Origin of the sequence: Eikenella corrodens (assembly GCF_003990355.1) — a bacterium.
Lineage (GTDB): Bacteria > Pseudomonadota > Gammaproteobacteria > Burkholderiales > Neisseriaceae > Eikenella > Eikenella corrodens_B.
Map to the genome: position 1 here is coordinate 2,188,963 of NZ_CP034670.1, position 23,324 is coordinate 2,212,286.

Here is a 23,324-nt window from a genome sequence, read left to right on the forward strand (position 1 = left end):
TTAAAATCTCGCTTGGGTTTTGAGTTGGCGGCGGTAGAGCGCGGCGGCGGCGGCGAGGGCGGCGAGGCCGAAACCGGCCAGGCGCAGCAGCTGCGGGGCGATTTGCACCAGGGTGTAATGGTTTAACAGCAGTTTTTGGAAGGCGGACAAGCCCCAGCCCATCGGTGAGAGCTGGGAAATTTGCTGCATCAGCGCGGGCATGATGTGCACGGGCACCATCACGCCGCCCAGTGCGGCCATGATGATGATGCCCCCGCCACCCAGCACCACGGCGTGTTCGGTGGTTTTGGCCAGCACGCTCACCAAAAGCCCGTAGCCCAGCGCGGCCAGGCTCACAGCGCAGGATACGGCGGCATAACCTGCCCAGCCGCCGGCCAGCGCAAAGGCGGGCATGCCGAGCAGGGGCAGTACCCATGCGCCCAGCGCAATCATGCCGGCAAACTGCAACTGGTTGATTAAGAAGTAGGGAATCAGCTTGGCGGCCAAGAGCTTCCAAGCGGGGGCACGCGCCATGTTCAGGCGGGTGAGCGTATTGGTCTGCCGCTCCATCGCCATCACGTTGGATAGCGGTATCATGATGAAAAACATGCCGAAAATCAGCCAGGCGGGCACGCTGTGCTGCACGGAATTGGGCTGCTCCACCGCCTCGCCCTGCCGGTTCAGATACGTTTCCTGCCACATTTCGCGCCCGAGATAAGTTTCGATTTGGCCGAACTTACCGTCCAATTCTTTGTTCACTTGGTCTTGAATGCGGCGTACGGCAGGGTTTTTGTTGTTGTCCAACACGATTTCGTTGCCATCAAAGTATTGCGCCAGGCGCGCCCGGGTGTAATGCTGGCGCATCAGGCCTTTGATGCCGAGCAGCCAGCCGCGGTCGGCATCGGGCTGGAGCCACAGGCGCAGGGGCTGTTCTTTTTCCAGCGGGGTGGTTTCATCGTTTGGATTGAGCAGCAGCAAATCGGCCTCGCCGCGCTGTAAGGCTACCTGAAAATCGGCCAGGCGGCTTTCATCGGCCAGCTGCACTTTCAGCTTCTCGTTTTGCAGGGCTTGCAGAAACTGTTGGTTAAGCGGGCTGCCGGGTTTGCCGAGCAGCACGATTTGCGCGTCGGGATTGAGGTTTTCCCGGCTGCTGCTCAAGGCGGCCGACATAATCAGCATAAACAGAATCGGCATCACAAACAGCACGGCCACGCCGTGCAGGTCGCGGCTGAGCAGCTTGAGTTCTTTGGTGATGGCGGCGGCTAGCATGAGGCCGGCCTCGCGGGGAAGGATGGTTGCATATGGTTAATTATATGATGTTTTCTGTTTTCAGGTAGCCCTTGCTTGCAGGCTGCTGTTTTCTTTTCAGGTAGCCTGTTTAGCCAAGAAGTCCAAATAAAAGCTTTCCAGTGAGGCAAAGCCGAAACGGCAGGCTTCGGCGGCGTAGCCTTTATCTTGCAGCACGGCCAGCAGTTCGGCGGGCGCATCGGTATCGAAATGCAGCGTGCCGTCGGCAGCGCGGCGGCCTTGCAGCCCGGCCAACTCGGCATCGGGCAGCGGCGGCACGGCGCGCAGAGCCAAACCGGATTGCCCGCCTTGGCGCAACACCTCATGCAGGCCGCCGTGATACACCAGCCGCCCGCCGTACAGCAGCGCAATATCGCGGCACAACAGTTCGATTTCCTGCAAATAATGCGAGGTGTACACCACCGTGATGCCCTGCTGCGTGAGCGCGGCCACGCTGTCCAAAATAAAGCGGCGCGATTCGGGGTCGATGCCCACGGTGATTTCGTCCAAAAAAATCAGCTTGGGGCGGTTGATGAGGCCGATGGCGAAGTTTAAGCGCCGCTTCAGGCCGCCGGAGAGGTGTTTGGCCAGCTTGGCGCGGTGTTCGGCCAGGCCGGTCTGCTCCAGCAGAGTTTTCAGGTAGCCTTCGTCGCGCACGGCATACAGCGCGGCGAAAAAGCGCATATTGTCCCACACCGAAAGCAGGGGATAAAAGGCAAAATCCTGCGGCACCAATGAAATACGCTGCCGCTCTTTGGCCGGCAGCCTGCCCAGCGGCACGCCGTCAAACAAAATCTGCCCGCCCTGCACCGGCAACAGCCCGGCCAAAAGCGACATCAGCGTGGTTTTGCCCGCGCCGTTGGGGCCGAGCAGGCCCAGCGCCGCCCCTTCGGCCACCAGCAGGCTCACGCCGTTGAGCGCATTTTCCCGCGCCTGCGGGTAGCGATAGGTAATTTCCTGTATTTCAATCATAAATATTTAAGTTTTAAGCAAAAGCAACGGCAGCCGGCCATTTTGCCGGGCCACCTGAAAAATAATATTGGAATAATCGCCCGAATCCGCTTGAAACTGCCGCCCAAAGTTCCTACAATCAAATCTCCTTCTCAACCCAACTTTAAAAGGATACTGATATGAGTACAATGAAAGCTGCAAGATGGTACGGTCGCCGCGACATCCGCGTGGAAGACGTAGCCGTTCCCGAAATCACACGCCCCTCCCAAGTGAAAATCGCTGTGAAATACACAGGCATCTGCGGCAGCGACCTGCACGAATACCTCGGCGGCCCTATCTTTATCCCGGTAGAGAAAGAGCACCCCTATTCCGGCCGCAAAGCCCCGCTCACGCTCGGCCACGAATTTGCCGGCGAAATCGTGGAAGTGGGCGCTGACGTAACCAACGTAAAAGTGGGCGACCGCGTAACCGTTGAGCCGATTTTGGCCAAAGACGGCCTCAAAGGCAAATACAACCTCGACAAAAACCTCGGCTTCGTCGGCCTGGCTGCCGACGGCGGCTTCACCAGCTACTGCGTGGTAGACGGCGAATTGTGCCACAAACTGCCCGACAGCATCGACTACGAACAAGGCGCGCTCACCGAGCCCGCCGCCGTGGCTCTGTATGCCGTGCGCCAGAGCAAACTGAAAGCCGGCGACACCGCTGCTGTATTCGGCTGCGGCCCCATCGGCCTGCTCACCATCGAAGCCCTGCGCGCTGCCGGCGCCACCACCATCTACGCCGTCGAGCTTTCTCCCGAACGCCAAGCCAAAGCCCGCGAGCTGGGCGCCGTGGTCATCGATCCCTCCAAAGTAAACGTGGTGGAACACATCAAAGCCGAAACCAATGGCGGCGTGAACGTATCGTTTGAAGTAACCGGTGTCGCCCCCGTGCTGAAACAGGCCATCGAAGCCGTGGAAAACGACGGCGAATGCGTGATCGTGAGCATTTGGGAAAACGAAGCCTCCATCCACCCGAACGAAATCGTGATCAAGGAAAAAACCGTGAAAGGCATCATCGCCTACCGCGACATTTTCCCCGCCGTGCTGCAACTGATGGAACAAGGTTACTTCCCGAAAGACAAGCTGGTTACCAAACGCATCAAGCTGCAAGACATCGTGAGCGAAGGCTTTGAAGCCCTGGTGAAAGAGAAGAGCCAAGTGAAGATTTTGGTGTCTCCGAACTAAGCGCACGGTTGGCTTAAACCAAACAACCGCCCGCAGGAAAACTTGCGGGCGGTTTTATGTGGGAGGCTACCTGAAAAAACGGTCTTCAGGTAGCCTTTCGCGTTACAGGCATGCAGGGGGCGCATACGGCTTAAGATTATTTGATAAACAACCGCGTGCGTAAGCTTGCTCACGCACCCTACCTATGCCCTACTATAGTGAATTAAATTGTGGAATGTTGGGTTGACCAATCCAAGCTATACCCTACTTTACTACGCTTGCTTCGCCGCTGGATGGTTTTTATAAAACTTCCAAGCATCATCGTGCCCTTTAAAAGCACGAGCTTTGCCTGATTTATAAGCTTTATCAAACATTTCAAATGCCAGGTCAAATTTATTCATCTTCAAATAAATTTCACCAATAACAATATAATCATCATCATAATTCCTGTTTGGAAATCTAATTAAATTAACGGCCCATTTTATAGCTTCTCCGTATTGTTCTTTTTCAACAAAGATAGAGGTTATTTGATAACAAAAACATCAACCTAAGTCATAAATATCATTTTGATAAGGTGGTTGTATAAAACCATTGAACCAAGCATCCTGATATATTTCTAGCGCTTTATCAATATCGCCTTCTTCATATAGCATCCCCGCTTTATCCAAACAATCATTAATGAAGTCTATATTATTCAATTTATTTGTCATAACTTAATAATCCATATCATTAGAATTAAGCAAGCGTAGATTGGGTTAGCCGCAGGCCGCGGAGGGTGTGTGCGGAACACACGCATGCGGCTTTGGAATATAGTAGAATGTTGGGTTTCACCGCCCCAACTGCACACCATCCATAATGTTTACAAGCTTTCAGGTAGCCCATCATGCCCGCATGGATTCAAACAATCGGAAATAATCGGGAAAGGTTTTGTTCACGCATTGCGGGTCGTTGATATACACGGGTACGCCGAGCAGGGAAACCAGCGAGAAGCACATGGCCATGCGGTGGTCGTCGTAGGTGTCGATGTGGGCGTTGGCAGCCAGGCGGGGCGGCGGGGTGATGTGGATGGCTTCGGCTTCCTCTTCCACCCGCGCGCCGAGTTTGCGCAGTTCGGCGGCCATGGCGGCGATGCGATCGGTTTCTTTCACGCGCCACGAGCCGATGTTGCGCAGGCTGCAACGCGCACCGGCGGCAAGCGCCACCACGGCCAGGGTCATTGCCGCATCGGGGATGTGGTTGGCATCCAAATCGAAGGGGCGGATGCGCTGGCCGGGGCGGCGGGCTACCTGAATATAATGTTCGCCCCACTCCACGGCGGCGCCGATTTTTTCCAGCTCGGCGGCAAACGCGGTGTCGCCCTGGATGCTGTGCCGCCCGATGCCGTTCACGCGCACGGGGGCGGCGGCAAGCAGGCCGGCGGCGAGGAAATAGGACGCGCCGGAGGCATCGCCTTCCACATGGAGGGTGGCCGGGGCATGGTAGCGGGCGCTTTCAGGTAGCCTGAACAGGCGGTGGCTGTCGTGGGCTACCTGAACGCCGAATTGCGCCATCAGTTTGAGCGTGATGTCGATATAGGGTTTGGAAATCAGCTCGCCCTGCACTTCGATTTCGTGCGCCTGGCCAGTGAGCGGCAAGGCCATCAGGAGGGCGGTGAGGAATTGGCTGGACACGTTGCCGCGCACGGTAATGCGGCTCTGGCCGCCGGCCTGCCGTTCGTTGATGTGCAGCGGCGGATAGCCTTTCCGGCCTTCGTAGCGGATAGTTGCCCCGGCTTGGCGCAGGGCATCGACCAAATCGCCGATGGGGCGCTCGTGCATCCGCGCCACGCCGTGCAGGCGGTAATCGCCGCCGAGCAGGGCCAGGGCGGCGGTAAGCGGTCGGAAGGCGGTACCGGCGTTGCCGAGGAACAAATCGGCCTGCCGCTGCGGGAAACGGCCGCCGCAGCCGTGCACGGTGTAGCTGCCGCCGCTATGATGCTCGATGCGGACGCCGAGGCTTTGCAGCGCGGCAAGCATGTGGCGGGTGTCGTCGGCGTCGAGCAGGTTTTCAATGCGGCAGGCATTGTCGGACAGGGCGGCCAACAGCAGGCTGCGGTTGCTGATGCTTTTGGAGCCGGGCAGCGTGATAGCGGCGGGGCGCAGGCGGGCGGCGGGCAGATAGAGGGAATCGGTCATGATGGGATGGGCTTGGAATAGGGTGGGAAACTGGCTGCCAACAGGCAGCGGGTTTTATAGTGAATTAAATTTAAACCAGTACAGCGTTGTCTCGCCTTGCCGTAACGTGTGTACTGTCTGCGGCTCGCCGCCTTGTCCTGATTTTTGTTAATCCACTATACAGTGGGATGGCTGCTTTCAGGTAGCCTTTCGTGTTTGCGGGCTACCTGAAATTTTGGCGGGTTGATTTTTCAGGTAGCCTCTTTCTTGGCCTACAGGCTACCTGAAACAACCGCCCTACTCTGCTGCCGCCATTTCCAGCATTTCGGCGGCATGGCGGCGGGTGGTGTCGGTGAGGGTTTCGCCGCCGAGCATGCGGGCGATTTCTTCAACGCGCGCACTGCCTTCGAGCTCGCGGATGGTGCTCACGGTTTGGCCGCCGCCGCTGTGTTTGCTCACCTGCCAATGCTGCGCGCCGCAGGCGGCCACTTGCGGCAGGTGGGTTACGGCGAGCACTTGGTGCTGCCGCCCCAACGTGCGCAGGGCGCGGCCGACGGTTTCGGCCACGCCGCCGCCGATGCCGCTGTCTACTTCGTCAAAAATCAGGGTGGGAATTTGCGTATATTGGCTGGCGGTGACCTGCAGGGCCAGGCTGATGCGGGCCAGTTCACCGCCGGAGGCAACTTTGTTCAGCGGCCGCAAAGGGCTGCCTTGGTTGGCGGCTACCTGAAACTGCACCTGCTCCAGCCCGTATGCCTGCGCTTCGCATGGGATGAGCTCGATGTGGAAACGTGCGCCGCGCATGGAAAGCTGCTGCATGTGTTCGGTGGTTTCTTCGGCCAGTTTGGCGGCAGCCTGCTGCCTTTGGGCGGACAGCTTGCGGGCGGGCTGCTGGTAGGCGGCTTCGGCCAGGCGCACCTGTTCGCGCAGGGCTTCGATGTCGGCAGCGGCTTCGGAATCGGCCAAATCCTGCTGCAGCTGCGCTAGGCGGGCTGGCAGTTCTTCAGGCTCGATGCGGTGGCGGCGGGCGGCAGACATCAGCTCGGCCATGCGCTCTTCCTGTGCGGCCAATTCGGCGGGGTTGATTTCGGCACGGGCGGCCACGCTGTGCATGTGGCTGCTGATTTCGCCCAGCTCGGCTTCGATGCTGTCGAGCATGGCCAGGCTTTCGGCAAAACGCGGTTCGATGCCGGAGAGGCTTTCCAGCTGGCGGCGGCAGCGCCCGGCCAGGCTGTGCAGGCCGTTGTCGCCGTCGATGTGGGCGGCCACTTCTTCGGCAGCCTGCAACAGTTCGGCAGCGTGCGCCAGGCTATCGTAGCTTTGCGAAAGCTGTGCCCATTCGCCTTCCACCGGGGCAAGTTTTTCCATTTCGCCCACCTGCCAGGCTAGCCGTTCGCGCTCTTCGGCCAAACGCTCGCCCTCGGCTTCGGCCGTGTCCAAATCTTCTTGTGCCTGCCGCCATTGCCGATAAGCGGCTTGCACTTGCTCGGCCAAAGGTTTGCTGCTGGCAAAAGCATCCAGCAGATCGCGCTGCACGGCTTCGCTGTTGAGCGAGTGGTGCGCGCTTTGGCCGTGGATGTCCACCAGGCGGCTGCCGATTTGGCGCAGTTGGGTCAGGGTGGCGGCCTGATTATTAATGAAGCTGCGGCTGCGGCCTTTGCTGTCGATGGTGCGGCGGATGGAAAGCTCGACCTCGTCTGCGCCGAGCAGGCCTTGTTCGCAGAGTTCGGCGCGCAATTCGGGCAGGTCGCTCAAATCGAACAGGGCGGAAAGCTGCGCTTCTGGGCAGCCGTGGCGGATTTGGCTGTAGTCGGCCTTGTCGCCGAGCAGCAGGCTGAGCGCATCGAGCGTGATGGATTTGCCGGCACCGGTTTCGCCGGTGAGCACGGTAAAGCCGGGCTGGAAATCCAAATGGAGTTGCTCAACAATCACAAAATCGCGCAAAGAGAGGGCAAGCAGCATGGTGTTCTCGAAAAGGAAGGGTGAGGCGGATTATATAACAGGCTACCTGAAAACCGAGAGGCTACCTGAAAACGGTTTTTCAGGTAGCCTTTGAGTGTGTACATAGGGATTACAGCAACGCGTCTACAAACTCTCGGGCGTTGAACGGGCGCAAATCGTCGATGCCTTCACCCACGCCGATAAAGCGCACCGGAACGGGGCGACGGCTGGCCAATGCGGCCAGCACGCCGCCTTTGGCCGTACCGTCGAGCTTGGTCACGATGAGGCCGGTGAGCCCCAGTGCGTCATCGAAGGCAATCACTTGGTTCACGGCGTTTTGGCCGATATTGGCATCCAGCACCACCACGATTTCGTGCGGCGCGTCGGGCATGGATTTCTGCAGCACGCGTTTCACTTTTTTGATTTCTTCCATCAAATGGGTTTGCGTGGGCAGGCGGCCGGCCGTATCGGCCAGCACGATGTCGATACCGCGTGCTTTGGCGGCTTCCACGGCATCGAAGCAGACGGCGGCAGAATCGCCGGAAGCTTGGGAAATCACGGTAACGCCGTTGCGCTCGCCCCATTCGGCCAGCTGCTCGCGGGCAGCGGCGCGGAAAGTGTCGCCGGCGGCCAGCAGCACGCTTTTGCCCTGAGCTTGGAAATATTTAGCCAGCTTACCGATGGAAGTGGTTTTGCCTGCGCCGTTGATACCGGCAAGCATAATCACAAACGGCCGCTTGTCTGCGGGCAAGACCATCGGCTGCTCCAGCGGTTTAATCAGCTCGTAGATGGCCTCTTTCAATGCCCCGCGCAGTTCTTCACCGTCTCTCAAGCCGCGCAGGCTCACGCGTTGGCGCACTTCTTCCATCAGATGCTCGGTGGCTTCAATGCCCATATCACTGGTGAGCAGCACGGTTTCCAGCTCTTCATACAGGTCTTCGTCTATCTTGCCGCCGCCAAACACGCCGGCCAGCGACTTGGCCATCTGCTGGCGCGATTTGCTCAAACCTTGCTTGAGGCGGGCAGCCCAACCGAGCGAGGTTGGCTGCTCGGAAACTGGCTCGATAGCAGCTTGGTCGATGTCGGTACTTAATGGAGCAACTGATTCCGCCGCTGTCGGTTCACTGGATGCTGGCTCGTTGCTTGCCTGCTCATCAGCGTCGCACTTATTAAACGCAACAGCTTCTTCAGCTTTAGCTGCGAATGTTCCACCCATTGCTTGTTCGGCTGTTTCTACAGTGGGCAAGGCATTGGCCGTTTCATCTGTCTGCGTTGCAGCGAGGCCTGGTTCCAACAGAATTTCTGGTGGTGCGGGCGCTGCTTCAGCGCTTACCGCTTCTGTGCTTGCGGTTCCGTGTGCCGATGCTTCATCAATTAAATCAGTCGATTCCGATTCGGCCGCAGGAATTGCATCATCCGGCGTTTGGGCAGCGGCTTGCTCTGCGGTTTCTGAGGCAGCTTGTGCCACAACCTCATCGGTTTGCACGGCTTCTTCAACAGCTTGTACTGATTCGGCATCCTGTTGCGGGGCTGTGGGTTGCGCTTTGCGCTTTCTAAAAAATCCAAATACCATCTGGTTGGTTATACTCCATAAACAAACCGGTTTACCAACCGGCAATGGAACAAAGGCTACCTGAAACAGATTGGCTGTGTTTTCAGGTAGCCTGGCGTGCGGCACTCATTGCGTATTGGAGAGGCGTTTAGCTGCTTTCCAAATCCACAATGCTGCGGGCTGCACGGCGGGCGTCAAGCAGAATCAGGCCCAGTTTGGCGCTTTCGCGTGCGGTTACCACCAATACGGTGTCCTCACCGGCCTGAATCAGCAGGATGTAGCCATCGGTGCCTTTCACAATCACCTGCTCCAATTCGCCGCACAGCAGCTCTTTGGTAGTACGGTTACCCAAGGCCAGCAGAGCGGCAGACATCGCGCCCACGCGATCCGGGTCGATATTGCCATGGAGCATGGAAGCAATCGGCAGACCGTCACTAGAAATAACGGCGGAAGCGGTAATATCAACAGACGAACTGTTCAAATCGCTCAATACGGAAGAAACTAATTGTTGTTGCATATCGTGTTTTCCCAATAATTTAATCAGAATGTTTCAATTTGGTTCGCAGAATCAACGATTTGATATAGCGCCCGCACCAAAGATACAAATTCGTCTTTATGCAGCTGCGGCACGCCGCCGGTCACCAAGATAAATTTCAAATCACCGATATACAGCGGGAAGAAGGTCAGCTCACTCTGGCCTGACGGATCACAAATGCCCACCGCGTTGTGGTAGATGTTCAGGTTATTCTTAATCAGAAGACTGTGCTGTTCATACAAACGCACGGCTTCACTAGCCAGCACAGCGATTTCTTCGGCTGCTTCGTGGTTGAAACCGGAGCTGGAGAAATAGAAACCATCTTGATCCACCAGCAATGCTTTTTGCACATCAGAAAGGTGCATCAGGATATTGGGCAGGCCGGTACCGCTGAGTAAATCGGTTTTTTTGTCCGGCTCGTCTTCGCCATACAAAAATTCCAAACGCTGCATGCGGTACAACAAGTTGAGTGCGGCATCAATATCGTTGGTTTGCGCCCAGCGCAATACGTTTTCGCGGCTAACGTTTTCCTGCTCACCGGCTTGCAAAATGCCGCCCAGCAAAGTACGGCTAGCGCTCTGGCCTTTATTGGAAACCGCATAATATGCGCCGGCAGGAGTTACTCGTGGGTATAGATTAGGCTGCAAAAGTAGTGTCGAATCCATTTTTATACCTCTAAACCAGGATCAATTGAATACAGCATAGCTGTAACCAGCTGTTTCACATCGTTTTCATTACGAGCATCAATTTCAAATACTGGCACGTTCATGCCGTATTGCAACAGATATTTCTGATATACCTCGATACCGGGCGTAGCTTTCAAATCCATCTTGGTTACGCCCACTACCACAGGAGCGGTTTTGAGCAAGTCGCTGAATGAGTCCAAGAAGAACTTCAAATCTTTCAAAGGATTGGAACGGGTATTATCCAGCAACAACACCAAGCCCATACTGCCTTGACTCAGAATATCCCACATAAAATCAAAGCGTTCCTGCCCAGGCGTACCGTACAAATGCACTTTGGTTTTTTCATCCAAGTGAATCACACCGTAGTCCATGGCCACGGTAGTGTGGCTTTTCATGGAAGTCGTCATATCAGATGCACGGGCATCTGTTTTAATCGGTGGGTCATCCGACAGTGCAGCAATAGCGGTAGTTTTCCCCACGCCGACCGGGCCTGTAAAAATAATCTTATTCTCTGCCATGTTATATTCCTTTATCGGCCAATAATTTTATTCATCAAACGTTGCAGCAGTCCGCGCTGTTTCGACACTTCTTCATCGCCATTATCTTCATGCGATCTGGCATGGACTCTCTCCGGACGCTGTATAGTTTGCGTTTGTGCGGCAGCTCTAGCTTGCCCTGCTCCAGCAGCCTGAGGCTCAGCTTGTCCAGCTGATTCCACAATCAGATGGTCGGTAACATAGACTGCAGTAAGATAATCAGCCAAATCTTTGTTATCGATAAGCATCAGTTTGTGCAGGATAGTCAGGCTACCTGAAGCCTTGGTTAAGAAGGCAGATAGGCGCATTGATTCGGCAAGCGGTGCCAAACGGGTCAGGTTTGGCCAGTTGCGAACTTTGAATACTGTATTTTTGTTGATGACTTTGGGGAAGCGGCCATTACCTGTCCAAATAGCCAGCTGCCACAGGCAAGCGCTGATGGAGAGTTTGGCCTTAGCCTTCAAATGTTCTTCTGTGATTACTCGTGTCTGCAAATCAACAAATTTTTGCTCACACAAAGATTGGACTGTTTCAGAATCGGTTGCCAGCAACACTTTCTGAACAGAAGGGAACACCAACAACACAGGCTTACCATTGTGCATTACTGCCACATCATTATCCTGCTTGGCTGCTTTGCGCACTTCGCCCAACAAGCCGCTGTCTTCATCAAAATTCTCGATGGTAATGCTTGCCGAATGAGATTGTGCGGCAGCTGGCACAGCTTCTTGTGTTGGCTGTCTGGAAGTATGTGCCCCAGAGCTGCCGCCACTGCTGGCTACCCAAATACCATTACCCTGTTGCAAGTTCTTCAAGTTCAAAAACAGAGTATCGAACTTAATTGGTTTGGCCAAATAAGGCGCAGTTACCGGAGGCGGAGAACTGGAGAAATACACCACTTTCGCATCTGGAAACTGGTTTTTCGCATCTTTCCAAATCTCTACATCGGTATCGGCATCGGCCAATACCATATCCGGCTGAATGCCCTGCTCCACCGTAACCAGTTCATAATTGGTGATGCCGTGCATTTTGAATGCCATGCGGAACATCGCATATTGGCGCTCATCCATGCCCAACAGCATAATGTGAACCGTCTTCACTTGGGGGATTGCGTTATTAGTCATTTATTATGTCCGAACAGAACCGTAGTTGATTTTTTGTAGCAACTGGCTCATTGCCAATACTACCTCCTCTGGCGGATGCTGGATATTGGCACGTATCTTATGCAATACCTGCTCCAAGCGCTCCCACTCTTCCGCACGTTCGCAAATATCGAACAGCGTGATATACAGCTGCGATTCGCTTGGGTATTCCAAAATCGATTCTTCCAGCAAATTCATTGCTTCATCCAGCTGACCGTACATCAATAACGATTCGACATCACGCAACACTTTTTCTGCCGGCGTCTGTTTTACGCTGACATCATCAGTACGTGTTCTAATAAGGGGTTTGCGGTGCGCTTTTTGGGTACTGGTGCCTCGATCCAAGAAGCCGTTGGCAATTCCGATTTCGCGCAATTGAGCCTCATTCGGATTAGCTTCCAACTGAGTAAAGATAGGGTGTTCACCCAAATTGAGACCCCAGCCCAGCATTCTTTCTTTCACTTGGCGGCCATACGAGCCTAAGGTGTAGTAAAGCTGCCAAAGATGCTGTGCAAAGCGGTCGATATTTTGATTTTTATAGTCCAAGCTCAGCGCATCAATAATCAACGCTGCAGGTTTATTGGCTTGGCGGATGGCCTTATTGGCATAGCTGACTGCCGCATCGTATGCCAATCTGTCCTTCATCAATCGATAGCCGGATTCGGGTTCCATAAAGCCCATAAGCGCCGCTTTTTCCTCATCGTGCACAAGGATGGCACCGGCGTATTTAGAATTGGTAACCAACTCTTTGCGGGATTTGGTGGGAGACGAATCCGCCACTTTCTGCTCGCTCTCGGCTTCTGCAACTGCGCGGCGGCTTTTCTGCTTGGTCTGTTTGGCCTGAGTCGGCGTATCCAATCCGCTGCGCTCGCCAATTTCGGCAGAAGTCTGCTGCACACCCCAACCCAACAGTTCTTCGGCCAGCACGCGCAGGTTGAGGTTGTTTTTATCAACCGCCAAGCCTTGCTTGATGTAGTCCTCGGTTTGGGCTTTGGTGAGCAGGTTGCCGAACTGGCGTAAGGTTTCGGCCAATTCGTCCGGCTTTTTAGCATCTAGCCACAGCTGCACCAACTCATTAACCAAAGTGCTGCGCATACCGTCGCTCACGGCTGCCGAACCGGAAGTGAGATATTGAGACAGCGATTCGGCTGCTTTCTCATGGTAGCCGAATTGCTTATAGACTTTATATTCCGTGAGCGCATCAACTTCTTGCGCCACATTGGCGGCTGCTTCTTCCACCTCTACATCAGGCACAGCCTCCCAACCCCAGTCTTCACTCACCTCAACCTCTTCAGGCTCAGACGACGAAGCAACTGCAGCTGGACGATCGGCCACCTGGGCGGCCTTCTTACCGGCCGATCTCGCGGCGGCACGCTTACCTCTGCCTTTTTTCTCTTCATCAACAGCGGCTTTCGCCTGCTGCTTCTGGCGGCGCTGAAAAAAAATCAAGCCAGCCAAAACTACCAATAGCGGAACCAGAATCATCAGATCCATTTATCCCACCCTCCCTAAACATAATTGAATGAAAATATTCATCCTACTTCTCTTAACGTCTTTCCAAACACAAATGTCGGAAATTTAGCCTAAAGTATATATTAATTTACACGTTCTATTCAAACGGATTCGCCAAACTCTCCGCCGAAAGGTAAAGAGATTACACACTAACGGCATATCTTTACACCAGTCTAACGGGTAATCCATGAATGGAAATGGGCGATTTCACGGCAACACCCCGTTAGGCAACAGCAGCCAAACATAACCTGTCTGCTTCATGCGGCCGGCCACCCTGCCCGCCTCATCGCCATAACCCCAAAAAAAGTCCACGCGCACTGCACCATTGATAGCACTGCCAGTGTCTTGCGCCATAATCAGGCGGTTGAACGCATGGCCGGTTTCAGGGTGCGCGGTGGCCAGAAACAGTGGCGCGCCCAAAGTGATGAAGCGTTTGTCCACCGCGCCGGAATAACCTCCGCTCAGCGGCACGCCCAACGAACCAATCGGCCCGTCGTTGCCGTCCGGCAGTTGGCGGAAAAACACATAACTGGGATTTTTGCCCAACACTTCGGCCAATTTGTCCGGATGCTCACGCAGCCAATCGCGGATTTTCGGCATACTGGTTTGCGCCAGCGGCAGATAGCCTTTATCGGCCATATAACGCCCGATGGAGGCATAGGGATGGTCGTTTTTATCGGCGAACCCCAGGCGGATATAGCGGCCGTCCGGCGTACGGATTCGGCCGGAGCCTTGGATATGCAGGAAAAACAATTCAACCGGATCATCGGCATAAGCCAACACTGGCGCACTGCCGTTTACCGCACCGGCATTGATTTGCGCACGGGTGTAATACGGCACGAAACGGCTACCTGAAACCCGTCCTTTCAAAGACCGGCTTTTCTCGCGCCCCGGGAAATCGGCCAGATTGGCCGTGTATTCGCCATTGGCGGCAATTTGGCCGTTGTTGCGGCCGGTGAGACGGATACGCACCGTTCCCGATTGCGGCGCACCGGCCAGCGGCACAGTAACCAAATCCGCAGGCAAGCCATAAATCGGGAAGCGCGCCTGCGCAGTTTGCCGCGCGCTGCCGTGCAACACCGGCTCGTAATAGCCGGTTATCGTGCCGCCCAACTGCCCATTGTGGCTCACTTCCCACGGCGTGAAATATTGCTCGAAAAACTGCCTGGCCGCCGCAGGCTGACTGCCCACCCTGTCGGCCTGGGCACACACATTCTGCCATTGCGGCTTGTTTTTCAAAGCAGTACAACTTTTGCGAAACGCATTCAAGCTGGCGGCAAAATCCTGCTGCGGCCACTGCGGCAACGCCGCAAACGACACCGCCTTATACCCTGCCGGGCTACCTGAAACCCGGTGCTGATAGCCTTCCGCATAACGCTGCCCGGGTGGCAAAGCCGACATACCGCTGACACCACCGCCAGAAGGCTTGGGGCGGCTATGGAAAAAACAGCCGCCCAGCAACAATGCCGACAGCAACAGCCAGCCGTTACGAGAAGAAAGAAATTTTCCTGCCATTTCCGTTTTCATTCCATGAAGTTGAATTTATACCACTGAAAGAAATCGATAAATAATATATAAACATTGCCGCCCGTCCCGCACCGTTTCCGATGCTTTCTAGCCAAATCCTGCCCGTTTACGGCGGCCGCAGGCGCAAACGGGCAGGATTTAACCACCCGCCCAAGCCGCCGGGCAAATCATTTTACAAGCACAAACATTTCGCCCGCTGCCGCATCGGCTACAATATTATTTTTCGCCTTTCCATTTTTCAGGTAGCCTTTCATGAGCCGCAAAAGCGCCGTATCCCCCATGATGCAGCAGTATCTCGACATCAAAGCCCAACACGCCGACAAACTCTTGTTCTACCGCATGGGCGACTTCTACGAGCTCTTCTTCACCGACGCCGAAGAAGCCGCCCGCCTGCTCGACATCACCCTCACCACCCGCGGCCAAATCAACGGCGAACCCATCAAAATGGCCGGCGTGCCGCACCATGCGGCCGAACAATACTTGGCCAAACTGGTCAAACTCGGCCGCAGCGTGGCCATTTGCGAGCAAGTGGGCGAAGTGGGCGCCAATAAAGGCCCCGTAGCGCGCGAAGTGGTGCGCATCATTACCCCCGGCACGCTCACCGATGCCGCCCTGTTGGAAGACAAAGAAACCAACCGCATCGCCGCCGTGGCTTGGAACGGCAAGGCCAAGCAGCCGGTCGGCCTCGCCTGGGCCTCCCTGCAAAGCGGCGAATTCAAAGCCAAAATCATCGCCCCGGCCCAACTGCCCGACGAACTCGCCCGCTTGCAGGCCGCCGAAGTATTGCTGCCCGACCAAGCCGCCGCCAAACTGAGGCTACCTGAAAACTGCAACCCCACCCGCCTGCACGACTGGCAATTCGGCCCCGACAGCGCCCACACCCTGCTCACCGACTACTTCGGCTGCCAAGACCTGCTCGGCTTCGGCCTCCAAGCCGGCGAACACGACCCCGCCATCGGCGCTGCCGGCGCCCTGCTCAACTACATCCGCCACACCCAATCCCGCCTGCCGCGCCACCTCGACAACCTCAGCCTCGAAACCGAACAGCAATACATCGGCATGGATGCCGCCACCCGCCGCAACCTTGAAATCACCGCCACCCTGTCCGGCAAAAAAGAGCCCACCCTCTTTTCCACCCTCGACCGCTGCGCCGGCAACATGGGCAGCCGCCTGCTCGCCCAATGGCTGCACAACCCCCTGCGCAACCGCGAACACATCCGCGCCCGCCAAGAAGCCGTATCCGCCCTGCAAAGCGATTATTCCGCCCTGCAAGGCTACCTGAAAACCATCGCCGACATCGAACGCATCGCCGCCCGCATCGCCGTAGGCTCCGCCCGCCCGCGCGACCTCTCCGGCCTGCGCGACAGCTTATTCACACTTGCCCAACTCAGGTTACCTGAAAGCAGCCTGCTCAATACCCTGGCCGACATCTTCCCGCAAGGCGCAGGCATTGCCGAGAAGCTGCAAGAGGCCATCCTGCCCGAACCCGCCGTATGGCTGCGCGACGGCGGCGTAATCAACCACGGCTTTTCCGCCGAGCTCGACGAATTGCGCCGCATCCAAAACCACGGCAGCGACTTCCTGCTCGAACTCGAAGCCCGCGAACGCGAGCGCACCGGCCTCTCCACCCTCAAAGTCGAATACAACCGCGTGCACGGCTTCTACATCGAGCTTTCCAAAATCCAAGCCGCCGAAGCCCCCGCCGACTACCAGCGCCGCCAAACCCTGAAAAATGCCGAACGCTTCATCACTCCCGAGCTCAAAACCTTCGAAGACAAAGTGCTCAACGCCCAAGAGCGCGCCCTCTCCCTTGAAAAACGCCTCTACGACAGCCTGTTGCAAGAGCTCCAGCAACAACTGCCCCTGCTGCAGCGTACCGCCAAGGCCGCTGCCGCGCTGGACGTTCTCTGCTGCTTTGCCCACTTTGCCGCCGAACACGATTACCACGCCCCCCGGTTCACCGACTACCCCGGCATCGAAATCGACAACGGCCGCCACCCCGTGGTTGAAGGCCAAGTGCCGCACTTCACCCCCAACCACACCCGCCTCGACCACAAACACCGCCTCATGCTGCTCACCGGCCCCAATATGGGCGGCAAATCCACCTATATGCGCCAAGTTGCCCACATCGTTTTGCTCGCCCACACCGGCAGCTTCGTGCCCGCCGAAGCCGCCCGCATCGGCCAAATCGACCAAATCTTCACCCGCATCGGCGCCTCCGACGACCTCGCCGCCAACCGCTCCACCTTCATGGTGGAAATGAGCGAAACCGCCTACATCCTGCGCCACGCCACCGAGCAATCCCTAGTGCTCATGGACGAAGTCGGCCGCGGCACCTCCACCTTCGACGGCCTCGCCCTCGCCCAAGCCGTGGCCGAACATCTAATCCAAAAAAACCAATCCTTCAGCCTGTTTGCCACCCACTATTTCGAGCTCACCCGCCTGCCCGAGCAGCACAGCGCCGCCGTCAATATGCACCTCTCCGCCCTAGAAGAAGGGCAAGACATCGTTTTCCTACACCACATCGAGCCCGGCCCGGCCGAAAAAAGCTACGGCATCGCCGTGGCCAAACTCGCCGGCCTGCCCGCCCCCGCCCTCAAAGCCGCGCAGAAACACCTCGAACAGCTCGAAGCCCAAGCCGCCGCCCACCGCCCGCAGATGGATATGTTCAACCTGCCCGAAGAAGCCACGCCCGAACACAGCCCCGCCGAGCCCACCCTGCCTGCCGCCCACCCCCTGCTGCAAGAACTCGCCGCGCTGCACCCCGACGAACTCACCCCGCGCCAAGCCCTCGAGCTGCTGTATCAACTGCAAAAACAGGCTGCCGCCGCACAAGAGGCTACCTGAAAGCGAGGTTTCAACGAAATGAAAACCATGCCCGAGGCGGCCGGGGCGTTTTGATGAAGCCGAAACCATCCACATCATTTTTCAGGTAACTCTTTTCAGCAATCCCAAACCGCAGAAGGCTACCTGAAAATATCAGCATCGGTTTCAAACAACCTTGCCGAGAGTGCTATCTGGAAACGTAATAATTTGTATATTTTCCATAAACCAGCGATAATACGTTCACTTTCGGAACTACCGAGAAACCCTTTGATTTAATCGTTAATGTTAATTTTAGGAAATCCTTTCATGAAACAACGTTTATTTGCCCTCGCCCTCATTTCCGTTTTGGCTGCCTGTGGCGGCCAAACTAACAACTCCACTTCCGCCCAATCCACCGCTGCCGACAATACACAGCCCGCTGCCGCCAGCAATGTGCAACCTACCGCTACTACTGCTGCCGGACTCGACCCGGTTCTGGCCGAACCTAAAGTGGGCGACCTCTATGCCGCCAAAGTCAGCGCCTTCTCCAAAGAAGGCTTCGAAGAGCACGGCGTGGCCTACGGCCTGATGAAAGTGGTAGACGTACAGGCTGATAAAATTATCGTTATCACCGAAGATGCTGCTTGGCCAGAAGCCGCTGGTGCCCAAAAAGATCTGAACGGCGATCTCTCCGACATTACTTGGGACGAATCTGAACGCATCGAAGTGAAACGTGCCGATCTGCCCCGAATGGTGGCCGACGGCCGCATCGTGGAAACCCGTCGCATGGACAAATAATCTGCGTTGCATATTATTCAAAGGCTACCTGAGAAACTTTCAGGTAGCCTTTTCCATTGCCCAATATCCCATTTATTACAGCCGAGTTAATCCACTTTCGACACAAGTTAGTGCACTACATGCAATATGCGCAATGCGGCATAGTGAAGCCAAGTTGCACGAGAGTGAATATAATTCGCGATAGCTATATAATCCTTATCACTTCCCGCCACACATCAGCGGCGGCCTCATTCCAACAAGCAAAAGGCATCCCCATGACTTCCCATCTCAGCAAAATCACCTGCATCGCCGACCTCCAACGCATTGCCCGGCGCAAAGTGCCCAAAATGTTCTACGAATACGCCGACACCGGCTCGTGGACCGAATCCACCTACCGCGCCAACGAAGCCGATTTCCAATCCATCCTGTTCCGCCAGCGCGTACTGGTGGACATGGAAAACCGCAGCCTCGAGAGCAAAATGATCGGGCAAACCGTGAAAATGCCGCTCGCCCTCGCCCCCGTCGGCCTCACCGGCATGCAGCATGCCGACGGCGAAATCCTCGCCGCCCGCGCCGCCGCCAAATTCGGCGTGCCCTATATCCTCTCCACCATGAGCATCTGCTCCATCGAAGACGTGGCCGCCAACAGCCCCGATCCCTTCTGGTTTCAACTTTATGTGATGCGCGACCGCGAATTCATGCGCGACCTCATCCGCCGCGCCAAAGCCGCCCAATGCTCCGCCCTCGTGCTCACCGCCGATTTGCAGGTGCTCGGCCAGCGCCACAAAGACATCAAAAACGGCCTCTCCACCCCGCCCAAGCCCACCCTGATGAACCTGCTCAACCTCGCCACCAAGCCCGAATGGGGCTTGGGCATGCTCAACACCCGGCGGCGCGGCTTCGGCAACATCGAAGGCCACGTCAAAGGCGTGAGCGACATGAGCTCCCTCTCCGCCTGGACGGCCGAGCAATTCGACCCCAGCCTGAGTTGGGACGACGTGGCCCGCATCAAAGACGAATGGGGCGGCAAACTCATCATCAAAGGCATCATGGAGCCGGAAGACGCCGAAGCCGCCGTGAAAAGCGGTGCGGACGCCATCGTGGTATCCAACCACGGCGGCCGCCAGCTCGACGGCGCCCCCTCCTCCATCCGTGCCCTGCCCCGCATCGTTTCCGCCGTCGGAAATAATATCGAAGTGTGGATGGACGGCGGCATCCGCAGCGGCCAAGACATCCTGCGCGCTTGGGCATTGGGCGCGCGCGGCGTACTCATCGGCCGCCCCTACATCTACGGGCTGGGCGCCTACGGCGAAGCAGGCGTGACCCGCGCGCTGGAAATCCTCTACAACGAAATGGACATCACCATGGCCTTCACCGGCCACCGCAATATCCAAAACGTTACCCGCGATATTTTGGTGGAAGGCACATACTAACGCCCCTTGCCCCGTACTATAGTGGATTAAAATCGCAATGATACGGCGTTGGCTCGCCTTGACGTACTACCTGTACGCCTTGCGGCTCGCCGCCTTGTCTCATTTTTATTTTAATCCACTATATAATTCAGGCTACCTGAAAAACAGCGCGGCAACCGCCCGGCCTTTTCAACTCCGTTGAAGCCCCCGCTTTCAGGTAGCCTTCCTTCAATCCACCCCGTTATAGGAAAACCCAAATGCGTACCCAGCCCCTACTGCTCGCCCTTCTCATTGCCGCGCCATTCGCCGCCGCCGGCAATCTCGAATGCAACCCCCAGCCGGTTCAACAAGGCGTACCCACCGTATACCGCTGCACCTATCGCAACGGCAACCTCGCCCAAGCCTACGCCGCCCTGCACGCCAACCAAAACGAAACCCCCGCCCTGCGCCTCGACCACCCCCACCTGCCGCATACCCTGCCCACACGCAACTTGACCCATCGCAGCCAAGACCAATACGACTACGACAACGACGGTAAAAACGAGTCCTATCCGGTTGTGCTAACCCTGCACCATCAGGGTGCAAACCGCGTGTTGGTAAAATATATGCAAGACAGCCCCGCCAGCCCATACAGCCGCGAAACCCTGCTCCTGCGCAAAGGCCGTAACGTGGAAATCACCATCAAGGACTACATGTCCTAAACCCGCTGCCGGGCAGCTATTTCCCGCTTTTGAAAGAAACTGTGCCTCCACAGAACGGAGGCACGGTTTTCAGGTAGCCTTTCTTACCAACCTTAATTAAGGGAAACCCCATGCGTATCCGCTCCCTAATCCTCCCCCTCCTCCTCGCCGCGCCCTTCGCCGCCGCAGGCAATCTCGAATGCAATCGCGAAACACCGCTGGAATACGTACCAACCACCTATCGCTGCGTGTATCACAACGGCAGCCTTGCCCAAGCCTATGCCGCCATGCGTACCAACCGCTTTGAAGATGGCCGCCTGCGCCTCGACTTCCCAGGTATGCCGCGCAGGCTGCCTGCAAACAACTTCCAATACCGAGGCAACGTGCGGTTCGACCTTCATGGAAACGGCAGAAGCGAACGCTACCTGGCTCAAACTTCCATCAAATATTCCTCACCCGACAGCGTGATGGTAAAGTATCTTTACGAAGACCAACATAACTCTATTTACACCCACGAAGCCCTGTTTCAACGCAAAGGCTCCGATGTAGAAATTACCAGCGAACTGGTAGCGGCACCCTAAACCGGCCACCGAACCAGCCTGTCCCGCTTTAGGAAACACCGCTTTCAGGTAGCCTTTCTCAACCCACCCTAATTATAGGAAAACCCCGATGCGTACCCGCTCCCTAATCCTCTCCCTCCTTCTTGCCTCCCCCTTCGCCGCCGCAGGCAATCTCGAATGCAATCAGATGAAACAAGGCATGCCCACCATCTACCGCTGCATATACCACGGCAACCTCGCCCAAGCCTATGCCGCCCTGAGCACCAGCCGCAGCGAGGACCGCATTCTGCGTTTCAATTTCCCACACATGCCGCGCCAGCTGCCCGCCCGCAATTTCACCTACCGCAGCCACAACCTGTACGATGAAGACGGCGACGGCAAAAACGAAATCTACCCGCTTGAGCTAACCATCCGCCATCAAGGTTCAAACCGTGTACAGATAGACTACATGGAATCCAATCCCGGTTCCATCTACGGCCGTAAAACCCTGCTCCGGCGCAAAGGCCGCAATGTGGAAATTATCATCAAGGACTATGCGGCATAATCTACCGCCGATCCGCTATTTCCGGCTTTAAGAAAACCGTGCCTTCACGGCAAGAAGGCACCGTTTTCAGGTAGCCTTTACCCCGCCCAAGGATTCCCGCCATGACCATCAAAGAAAGATTCCAGCAAGCTAACGGCATCCTAGAAGAGGCCGACCTCCTATTCGACGAAGCCGCCTGCCGCGCCGCCCTGGAGCGCATGGCCGCAGAGATTAGTGCCGATCTGGCCGAACAATACCCCCTGCTCCTGCCCGTGATGGGCGGCGCAGTCGTATTCACCGGCCAGCTGCTGCCCCTGTTGCGCTTCCCGCTCGATTTCGACTACGTGCACGTTTCCCGCTACGGCAGCGAGCTGAGCGGCAGCGTGCAGCTCAACTGGCTGCGCGCCCCGCAAAACAGCGTAGAAGGCCGCCACGTTTTGGTGCTCGACGACATCCTGGACGAAGGCCACACCATGGCCGCCATCCACAAACAAGTGATGGACATGGGCGCCGCCTCCTGCCGCACCGCCGTGTTTGCCAACAAAAAAATCAACCGCCCCAAGCCCATCACCGCCGACTATGTGGGCATCCACGTGCCCGACCGCTACGTGTTCGGCTACGGCATGGACGCAGGCGGCATGTGGCGCAACCTCGGCGCGATTTATGCCCTGTCCGGGAAATAACGCAAGGCCGGACGCCAACCGCCCGAATGCACCCAACAACCTGCAGGCAGCCTCCGGCTTGTGCAGGCAGAAACCTGAATCGGCCAACCCCGCCTGCCGCGTCGGCCAAAATACGGCGGATTAGCGAAACCGATGCGCCGCATTAGCCCCTGTTCCCCTTAATCCGCTATCTATACGAAAAGGCTACCTGAAAATTTCAGGTAGCCTTTCTATAGTGAATTAAATTTAAATCAGGACAAGGCGGCGAGCCGCAGACAGTACAAATAGTACGGCAAGGCGAGACAACGCTGTACTGGTTTAAATTTAATTCACTATACATACCGGCCGCATTACCAGCGGCTGACCAACTCGCTCAAATCCGTATTTTTCGGGCCGCTGGCCTCTTTCTGCGCCGTGCCGATCATCAGCAGGCCGATGATTTTGTCGTGTTCGCCGCAGCCGAAGGCTTCGCGCAGCGCGGCAGTGTTGACCCACAGGCCGGTAATCCACACATTGTCGAAACCTTGCGCCTTGGCAGCCAGTTGGGCGGCATAGGCGGCGCAGCCGGCGCTGAGCATCTGTTCCCACTCCGGCTTCGGCTTGAGGCAGTCCAGCTTAGGCTTGGACACCACGCCGATCATCATCGGCGCCATCTGCCCCAGCACTTCGGCCTTGCGCGCCGCTTCGCCGCCGATTTCTTCGGCACACTGCTTCAAAATATGGCGGAAAGCCTGCCAACCCGCCTCACTTTGCACCACCACAAAATGCCACGGCGTGTGGTTGCCGTGGTCGGGCACTTGCGTGGCAGCCTGCAAGATGATTTCCAGCTGGGCATCGTTGGGGGCGGGTTCGGTGAGGAGGCGCACCGAGCGGCGGGTGGTGAGCAAATCCAGGGTGTTCAT

22 protein-coding genes and 1 pseudogene are annotated in these 23,324 nt (G+C 56.6%); 9 read left to right on the forward strand and 14 right to left on the reverse strand.

Annotated features, from left to right (window positions below):
- On the reverse strand, window positions 1–1,248 hold the full coding sequence (locus ELB75_RS11115) for an ABC transporter permease (protein ID WP_126983948.1): 1,248 nt from the start codon (window positions 1,246–1,248) through the stop codon (window positions 1–3).
- Window positions 1,249–1,344: 96 nt separating this feature from the next.
- Window positions 1,345–2,238 (reverse strand): ABC transporter ATP-binding protein, encoded by an 894-nt coding sequence (locus ELB75_RS11120; RefSeq protein WP_126983949.1) that lies wholly within the window; start codon window positions 2,236–2,238, stop codon window positions 1,345–1,347.
- A gap of 158 nt (window positions 2,239–2,396) precedes the next feature.
- On the opposite strand from ELB75_RS11120, the gene ELB75_RS11125 reads away from it, so the two are divergent.
- A complete protein-coding gene (locus tag ELB75_RS11125; RefSeq protein ID WP_064089944.1) occupies window positions 2,397–3,443 on the forward strand; it encodes a 2,3-butanediol dehydrogenase in 1,047 nt (348 codons plus the stop codon).
- Window positions 3,444–3,694: 251 nt separating this feature from the next.
- Here the strand turns inward: ELB75_RS11125 and ELB75_RS13070 are convergent, their stop codons facing one another.
- The 11 genes from ELB75_RS13070 to mltA form a co-directional block, all read right to left on the reverse strand.
- On the reverse strand, window positions 3,695–3,823 hold the full coding sequence (locus tag ELB75_RS13070) for a hypothetical protein (protein ID WP_277600819.1): 129 nt from the start codon (window positions 3,821–3,823) through the stop codon (window positions 3,695–3,697).
- A 141-nt stretch (window positions 3,824–3,964) separates the two neighbouring features.
- Complete coding sequence (locus ELB75_RS12560) at window positions 3,965–4,132, reverse strand: hypothetical protein (RefSeq protein WP_164726895.1); 168 nt, start codon at window positions 4,130–4,132, stop codon at window positions 3,965–3,967.
- 171 nt (window positions 4,133–4,303) lie between these two features.
- Window positions 4,304–5,596 carry a 3-phosphoshikimate 1-carboxyvinyltransferase gene (aroA, locus tag ELB75_RS11130; RefSeq protein ID WP_126983950.1) on the reverse strand — a complete coding sequence of 431 codons (1,293 nt, stop codon included), beginning with the start codon at window positions 5,594–5,596 and terminating at the stop codon, window positions 4,304–4,306.
- Between the two features lie 276 nt (window positions 5,597–5,872).
- Window positions 5,873–7,537, reverse strand: coding sequence for a DNA repair protein RecN (gene recN / locus ELB75_RS11135; protein WP_126983951.1), 1,665 nt, complete (start codon window positions 7,535–7,537; stop codon window positions 5,873–5,875).
- 109 nt (window positions 7,538–7,646) lie between these two features.
- Window positions 7,647–9,089, reverse strand: coding sequence for a signal recognition particle-docking protein FtsY (gene ftsY / locus ELB75_RS11140; protein WP_126983952.1), 1,443 nt, complete (start codon window positions 9,087–9,089; stop codon window positions 7,647–7,649).
- 127 nt (window positions 9,090–9,216) lie between these two features.
- Window positions 9,217–9,585, reverse strand: a complete 369-nt coding sequence (locus ELB75_RS11145; RefSeq protein WP_064106599.1) for a roadblock/LC7 domain-containing protein — start codon at window positions 9,583–9,585, stop codon at window positions 9,217–9,219.
- Window positions 9,586–9,608: 23 nt separating this feature from the next.
- A complete protein-coding gene (locus ELB75_RS11150) occupies window positions 9,609–10,268 on the reverse strand; it encodes a roadblock/LC7 domain-containing protein (RefSeq protein WP_126983953.1) in 660 nt (219 codons plus the stop codon).
- A gap of 2 nt (window positions 10,269–10,270) precedes the next feature.
- A complete protein-coding gene (locus ELB75_RS11155) occupies window positions 10,271–10,807 on the reverse strand; it encodes a GTP-binding protein (RefSeq protein WP_003824085.1) in 537 nt (178 codons plus the stop codon).
- 11 nt (window positions 10,808–10,818) lie between these two features.
- Window positions 10,819–11,946 carry a hypothetical protein gene (locus ELB75_RS11160; RefSeq protein ID WP_126983954.1) on the reverse strand — a complete coding sequence of 376 codons (1,128 nt, stop codon included), beginning with the start codon at window positions 11,944–11,946 and terminating at the stop codon, window positions 10,819–10,821.
- A gap of 3 nt (window positions 11,947–11,949) precedes the next feature.
- A complete protein-coding gene (locus ELB75_RS11165) occupies window positions 11,950–13,458 on the reverse strand; it encodes a hypothetical protein (RefSeq protein ID WP_126983955.1) in 1,509 nt (502 codons plus the stop codon).
- Between the two features lie 225 nt (window positions 13,459–13,683).
- A complete protein-coding gene (mltA, locus tag ELB75_RS11170) occupies window positions 13,684–14,991 on the reverse strand; it encodes a murein transglycosylase A (protein WP_241236079.1) in 1,308 nt (435 codons plus the stop codon).
- Between the two features lie 264 nt (window positions 14,992–15,255).
- Between mltA and mutS the strand changes: the two genes are divergently transcribed.
- From mutS to ELB75_RS13295, 8 genes and pseudogenes are all read left to right on the forward strand, one after another.
- Window positions 15,256–17,850, forward strand: coding sequence for a DNA mismatch repair protein MutS (gene mutS, locus ELB75_RS11175; protein ID WP_126983957.1), 2,595 nt, complete (start codon window positions 15,256–15,258; stop codon window positions 17,848–17,850).
- A gap of 285 nt (window positions 17,851–18,135) precedes the next feature.
- Entirely contained in the window at window positions 18,136–18,606 is a 471-nt protein-coding gene (locus tag ELB75_RS11180) for a hypothetical protein (RefSeq protein ID WP_126983958.1), read from the forward strand.
- Between the two features lie 254 nt (window positions 18,607–18,860).
- Entirely contained in the window at window positions 18,861–20,018 is a 1,158-nt protein-coding gene (locus ELB75_RS11185; RefSeq protein ID WP_126983959.1) for an alpha-hydroxy acid oxidase, read from the forward strand.
- 236 nt (window positions 20,019–20,254) lie between these two features.
- Complete coding sequence (locus tag ELB75_RS11190) at window positions 20,255–20,698, forward strand: hypothetical protein (protein ID WP_126983960.1); 444 nt, start codon at window positions 20,255–20,257, stop codon at window positions 20,696–20,698.
- 110 nt (window positions 20,699–20,808) lie between these two features.
- Window positions 20,809–21,258 carry a hypothetical protein gene (locus ELB75_RS11195; protein ID WP_126983961.1) on the forward strand — a complete coding sequence of 150 codons (450 nt, stop codon included), beginning with the start codon at window positions 20,809–20,811 and terminating at the stop codon, window positions 21,256–21,258.
- An 88-nt stretch (window positions 21,259–21,346) separates the two neighbouring features.
- Window positions 21,347–21,781, forward strand: a complete 435-nt coding sequence (locus ELB75_RS11200; RefSeq protein WP_126983962.1) for a hypothetical protein — start codon at window positions 21,347–21,349, stop codon at window positions 21,779–21,781.
- 101 nt (window positions 21,782–21,882) lie between these two features.
- Window positions 21,883–22,443: a hypoxanthine-guanine phosphoribosyltransferase gene (locus tag ELB75_RS11205; RefSeq protein WP_126983963.1), complete on the forward strand. Its 561-nt coding sequence runs from the start codon at window positions 21,883–21,885 to the stop codon at window positions 22,441–22,443.
- Between the two features lie 210 nt (window positions 22,444–22,653).
- Window positions 22,654–22,763, forward strand: a pseudogene (locus tag ELB75_RS13295) (IS5/IS1182 family transposase); the annotation flags it as partial.
- Between the two features lie 9 nt (window positions 22,764–22,772).
- Here the strand turns inward: ELB75_RS13295 and ELB75_RS11210 are convergent.
- Window positions 22,773–23,324 carry a nitroreductase family protein gene (locus tag ELB75_RS11210; RefSeq protein ID WP_126983964.1) on the reverse strand — a complete coding sequence of 184 codons (552 nt, stop codon included), beginning with the start codon at window positions 23,322–23,324 and terminating at the stop codon, window positions 22,773–22,775.

What these genes read in the sequence shown, in the direction of transcription:
- ELB75_RS11160 (WP_126983954.1), bottom strand. Translation starts at nt 11,946, where the DNA reads ATGACTAATAACGCAATCCCCCAAGTGAAGACGGTTCACATTATGCTG.
- ftsY (WP_126983952.1), bottom strand. Translation starts at nt 9,089, where the DNA reads ATGGTATTTGGATTTTTTAGAAAGCGCAAAGCGCAACCCACAGCCCCG.
- ELB75_RS12560 (WP_164726895.1), bottom strand. Translation starts at nt 4,132, where the DNA reads ATGACAAATAAATTGAATAATATAGACTTCATTAATGATTGTTTGGAT.
- aroA (WP_126983950.1), bottom strand. Translation starts at nt 5,596, where the DNA reads ATGACCGATTCCCTCTATCTGCCCGCCGCCCGCCTGCGCCCCGCCGCT.
- recN (WP_126983951.1), bottom strand. Translation starts at nt 7,537, where the DNA reads ATGCTGCTTGCCCTCTCTTTGCGCGATTTTGTGATTGTTGAGCAACTC.
- ELB75_RS11185 (WP_126983959.1), top strand. Translation starts at nt 18,861, where the DNA reads ATGACTTCCCATCTCAGCAAAATCACCTGCATCGCCGACCTCCAACGC.
- ELB75_RS11190 (WP_126983960.1), top strand. Translation starts at nt 20,255, where the DNA reads ATGCGTACCCAGCCCCTACTGCTCGCCCTTCTCATTGCCGCGCCATTC.
- mltA (WP_241236079.1), bottom strand. Translation starts at nt 14,991, where the DNA reads ATGGCAGGAAAATTTCTTTCTTCTCGTAACGGCTGGCTGTTGCTGTCG.
- ELB75_RS11120 (WP_126983949.1), bottom strand. Translation starts at nt 2,238, where the DNA reads ATGATTGAAATACAGGAAATTACCTATCGCTACCCGCAGGCGCGGGAA.
- ELB75_RS11115 (WP_126983948.1), bottom strand. Translation starts at nt 1,248, where the DNA reads ATGCTAGCCGCCGCCATCACCAAAGAACTCAAGCTGCTCAGCCGCGAC.
- ELB75_RS11155 (WP_003824085.1), bottom strand. Translation starts at nt 10,807, where the DNA reads ATGGCAGAGAATAAGATTATTTTTACAGGCCCGGTCGGCGTGGGGAAA.
- ELB75_RS11195 (WP_126983961.1), top strand. Translation starts at nt 20,809, where the DNA reads ATGCGTATCCGCTCCCTAATCCTCCCCCTCCTCCTCGCCGCGCCCTTC.
- ELB75_RS11150 (WP_126983953.1), bottom strand. Translation starts at nt 10,268, where the DNA reads ATGGATTCGACACTACTTTTGCAGCCTAATCTATACCCACGAGTAACT.
- ELB75_RS11205 (WP_126983963.1), top strand. Translation starts at nt 21,883, where the DNA reads ATGACCATCAAAGAAAGATTCCAGCAAGCTAACGGCATCCTAGAAGAG.
- ELB75_RS11165 (WP_126983955.1), bottom strand. Translation starts at nt 13,458, where the DNA reads ATGGATCTGATGATTCTGGTTCCGCTATTGGTAGTTTTGGCTGGCTTG.
- mutS (WP_126983957.1), top strand. Translation starts at nt 15,256, where the DNA reads ATGAGCCGCAAAAGCGCCGTATCCCCCATGATGCAGCAGTATCTCGAC.
- ELB75_RS11210 (WP_126983964.1), bottom strand. Translation starts at nt 23,324, where the DNA reads ATGAACACCCTGGATTTGCTCACCACCCGCCGCTCGGTGCGCCTCCTC.
- ELB75_RS11145 (WP_064106599.1), bottom strand. Translation starts at nt 9,585, where the DNA reads ATGCAACAACAATTAGTTTCTTCCGTATTGAGCGATTTGAACAGTTCG.
- ELB75_RS13070 (WP_277600819.1), bottom strand. Translation starts at nt 3,823, where the DNA reads ATGAATAAATTTGACCTGGCATTTGAAATGTTTGATAAAGCTTATAAA.
- ELB75_RS11125 (WP_064089944.1), top strand. Translation starts at nt 2,397, where the DNA reads ATGAGTACAATGAAAGCTGCAAGATGGTACGGTCGCCGCGACATCCGC.
- ELB75_RS11180 (WP_126983958.1), top strand. Translation starts at nt 18,136, where the DNA reads ATGAAACAACGTTTATTTGCCCTCGCCCTCATTTCCGTTTTGGCTGCC.
- ELB75_RS11200 (WP_126983962.1), top strand. Translation starts at nt 21,347, where the DNA reads ATGCGTACCCGCTCCCTAATCCTCTCCCTCCTTCTTGCCTCCCCCTTC.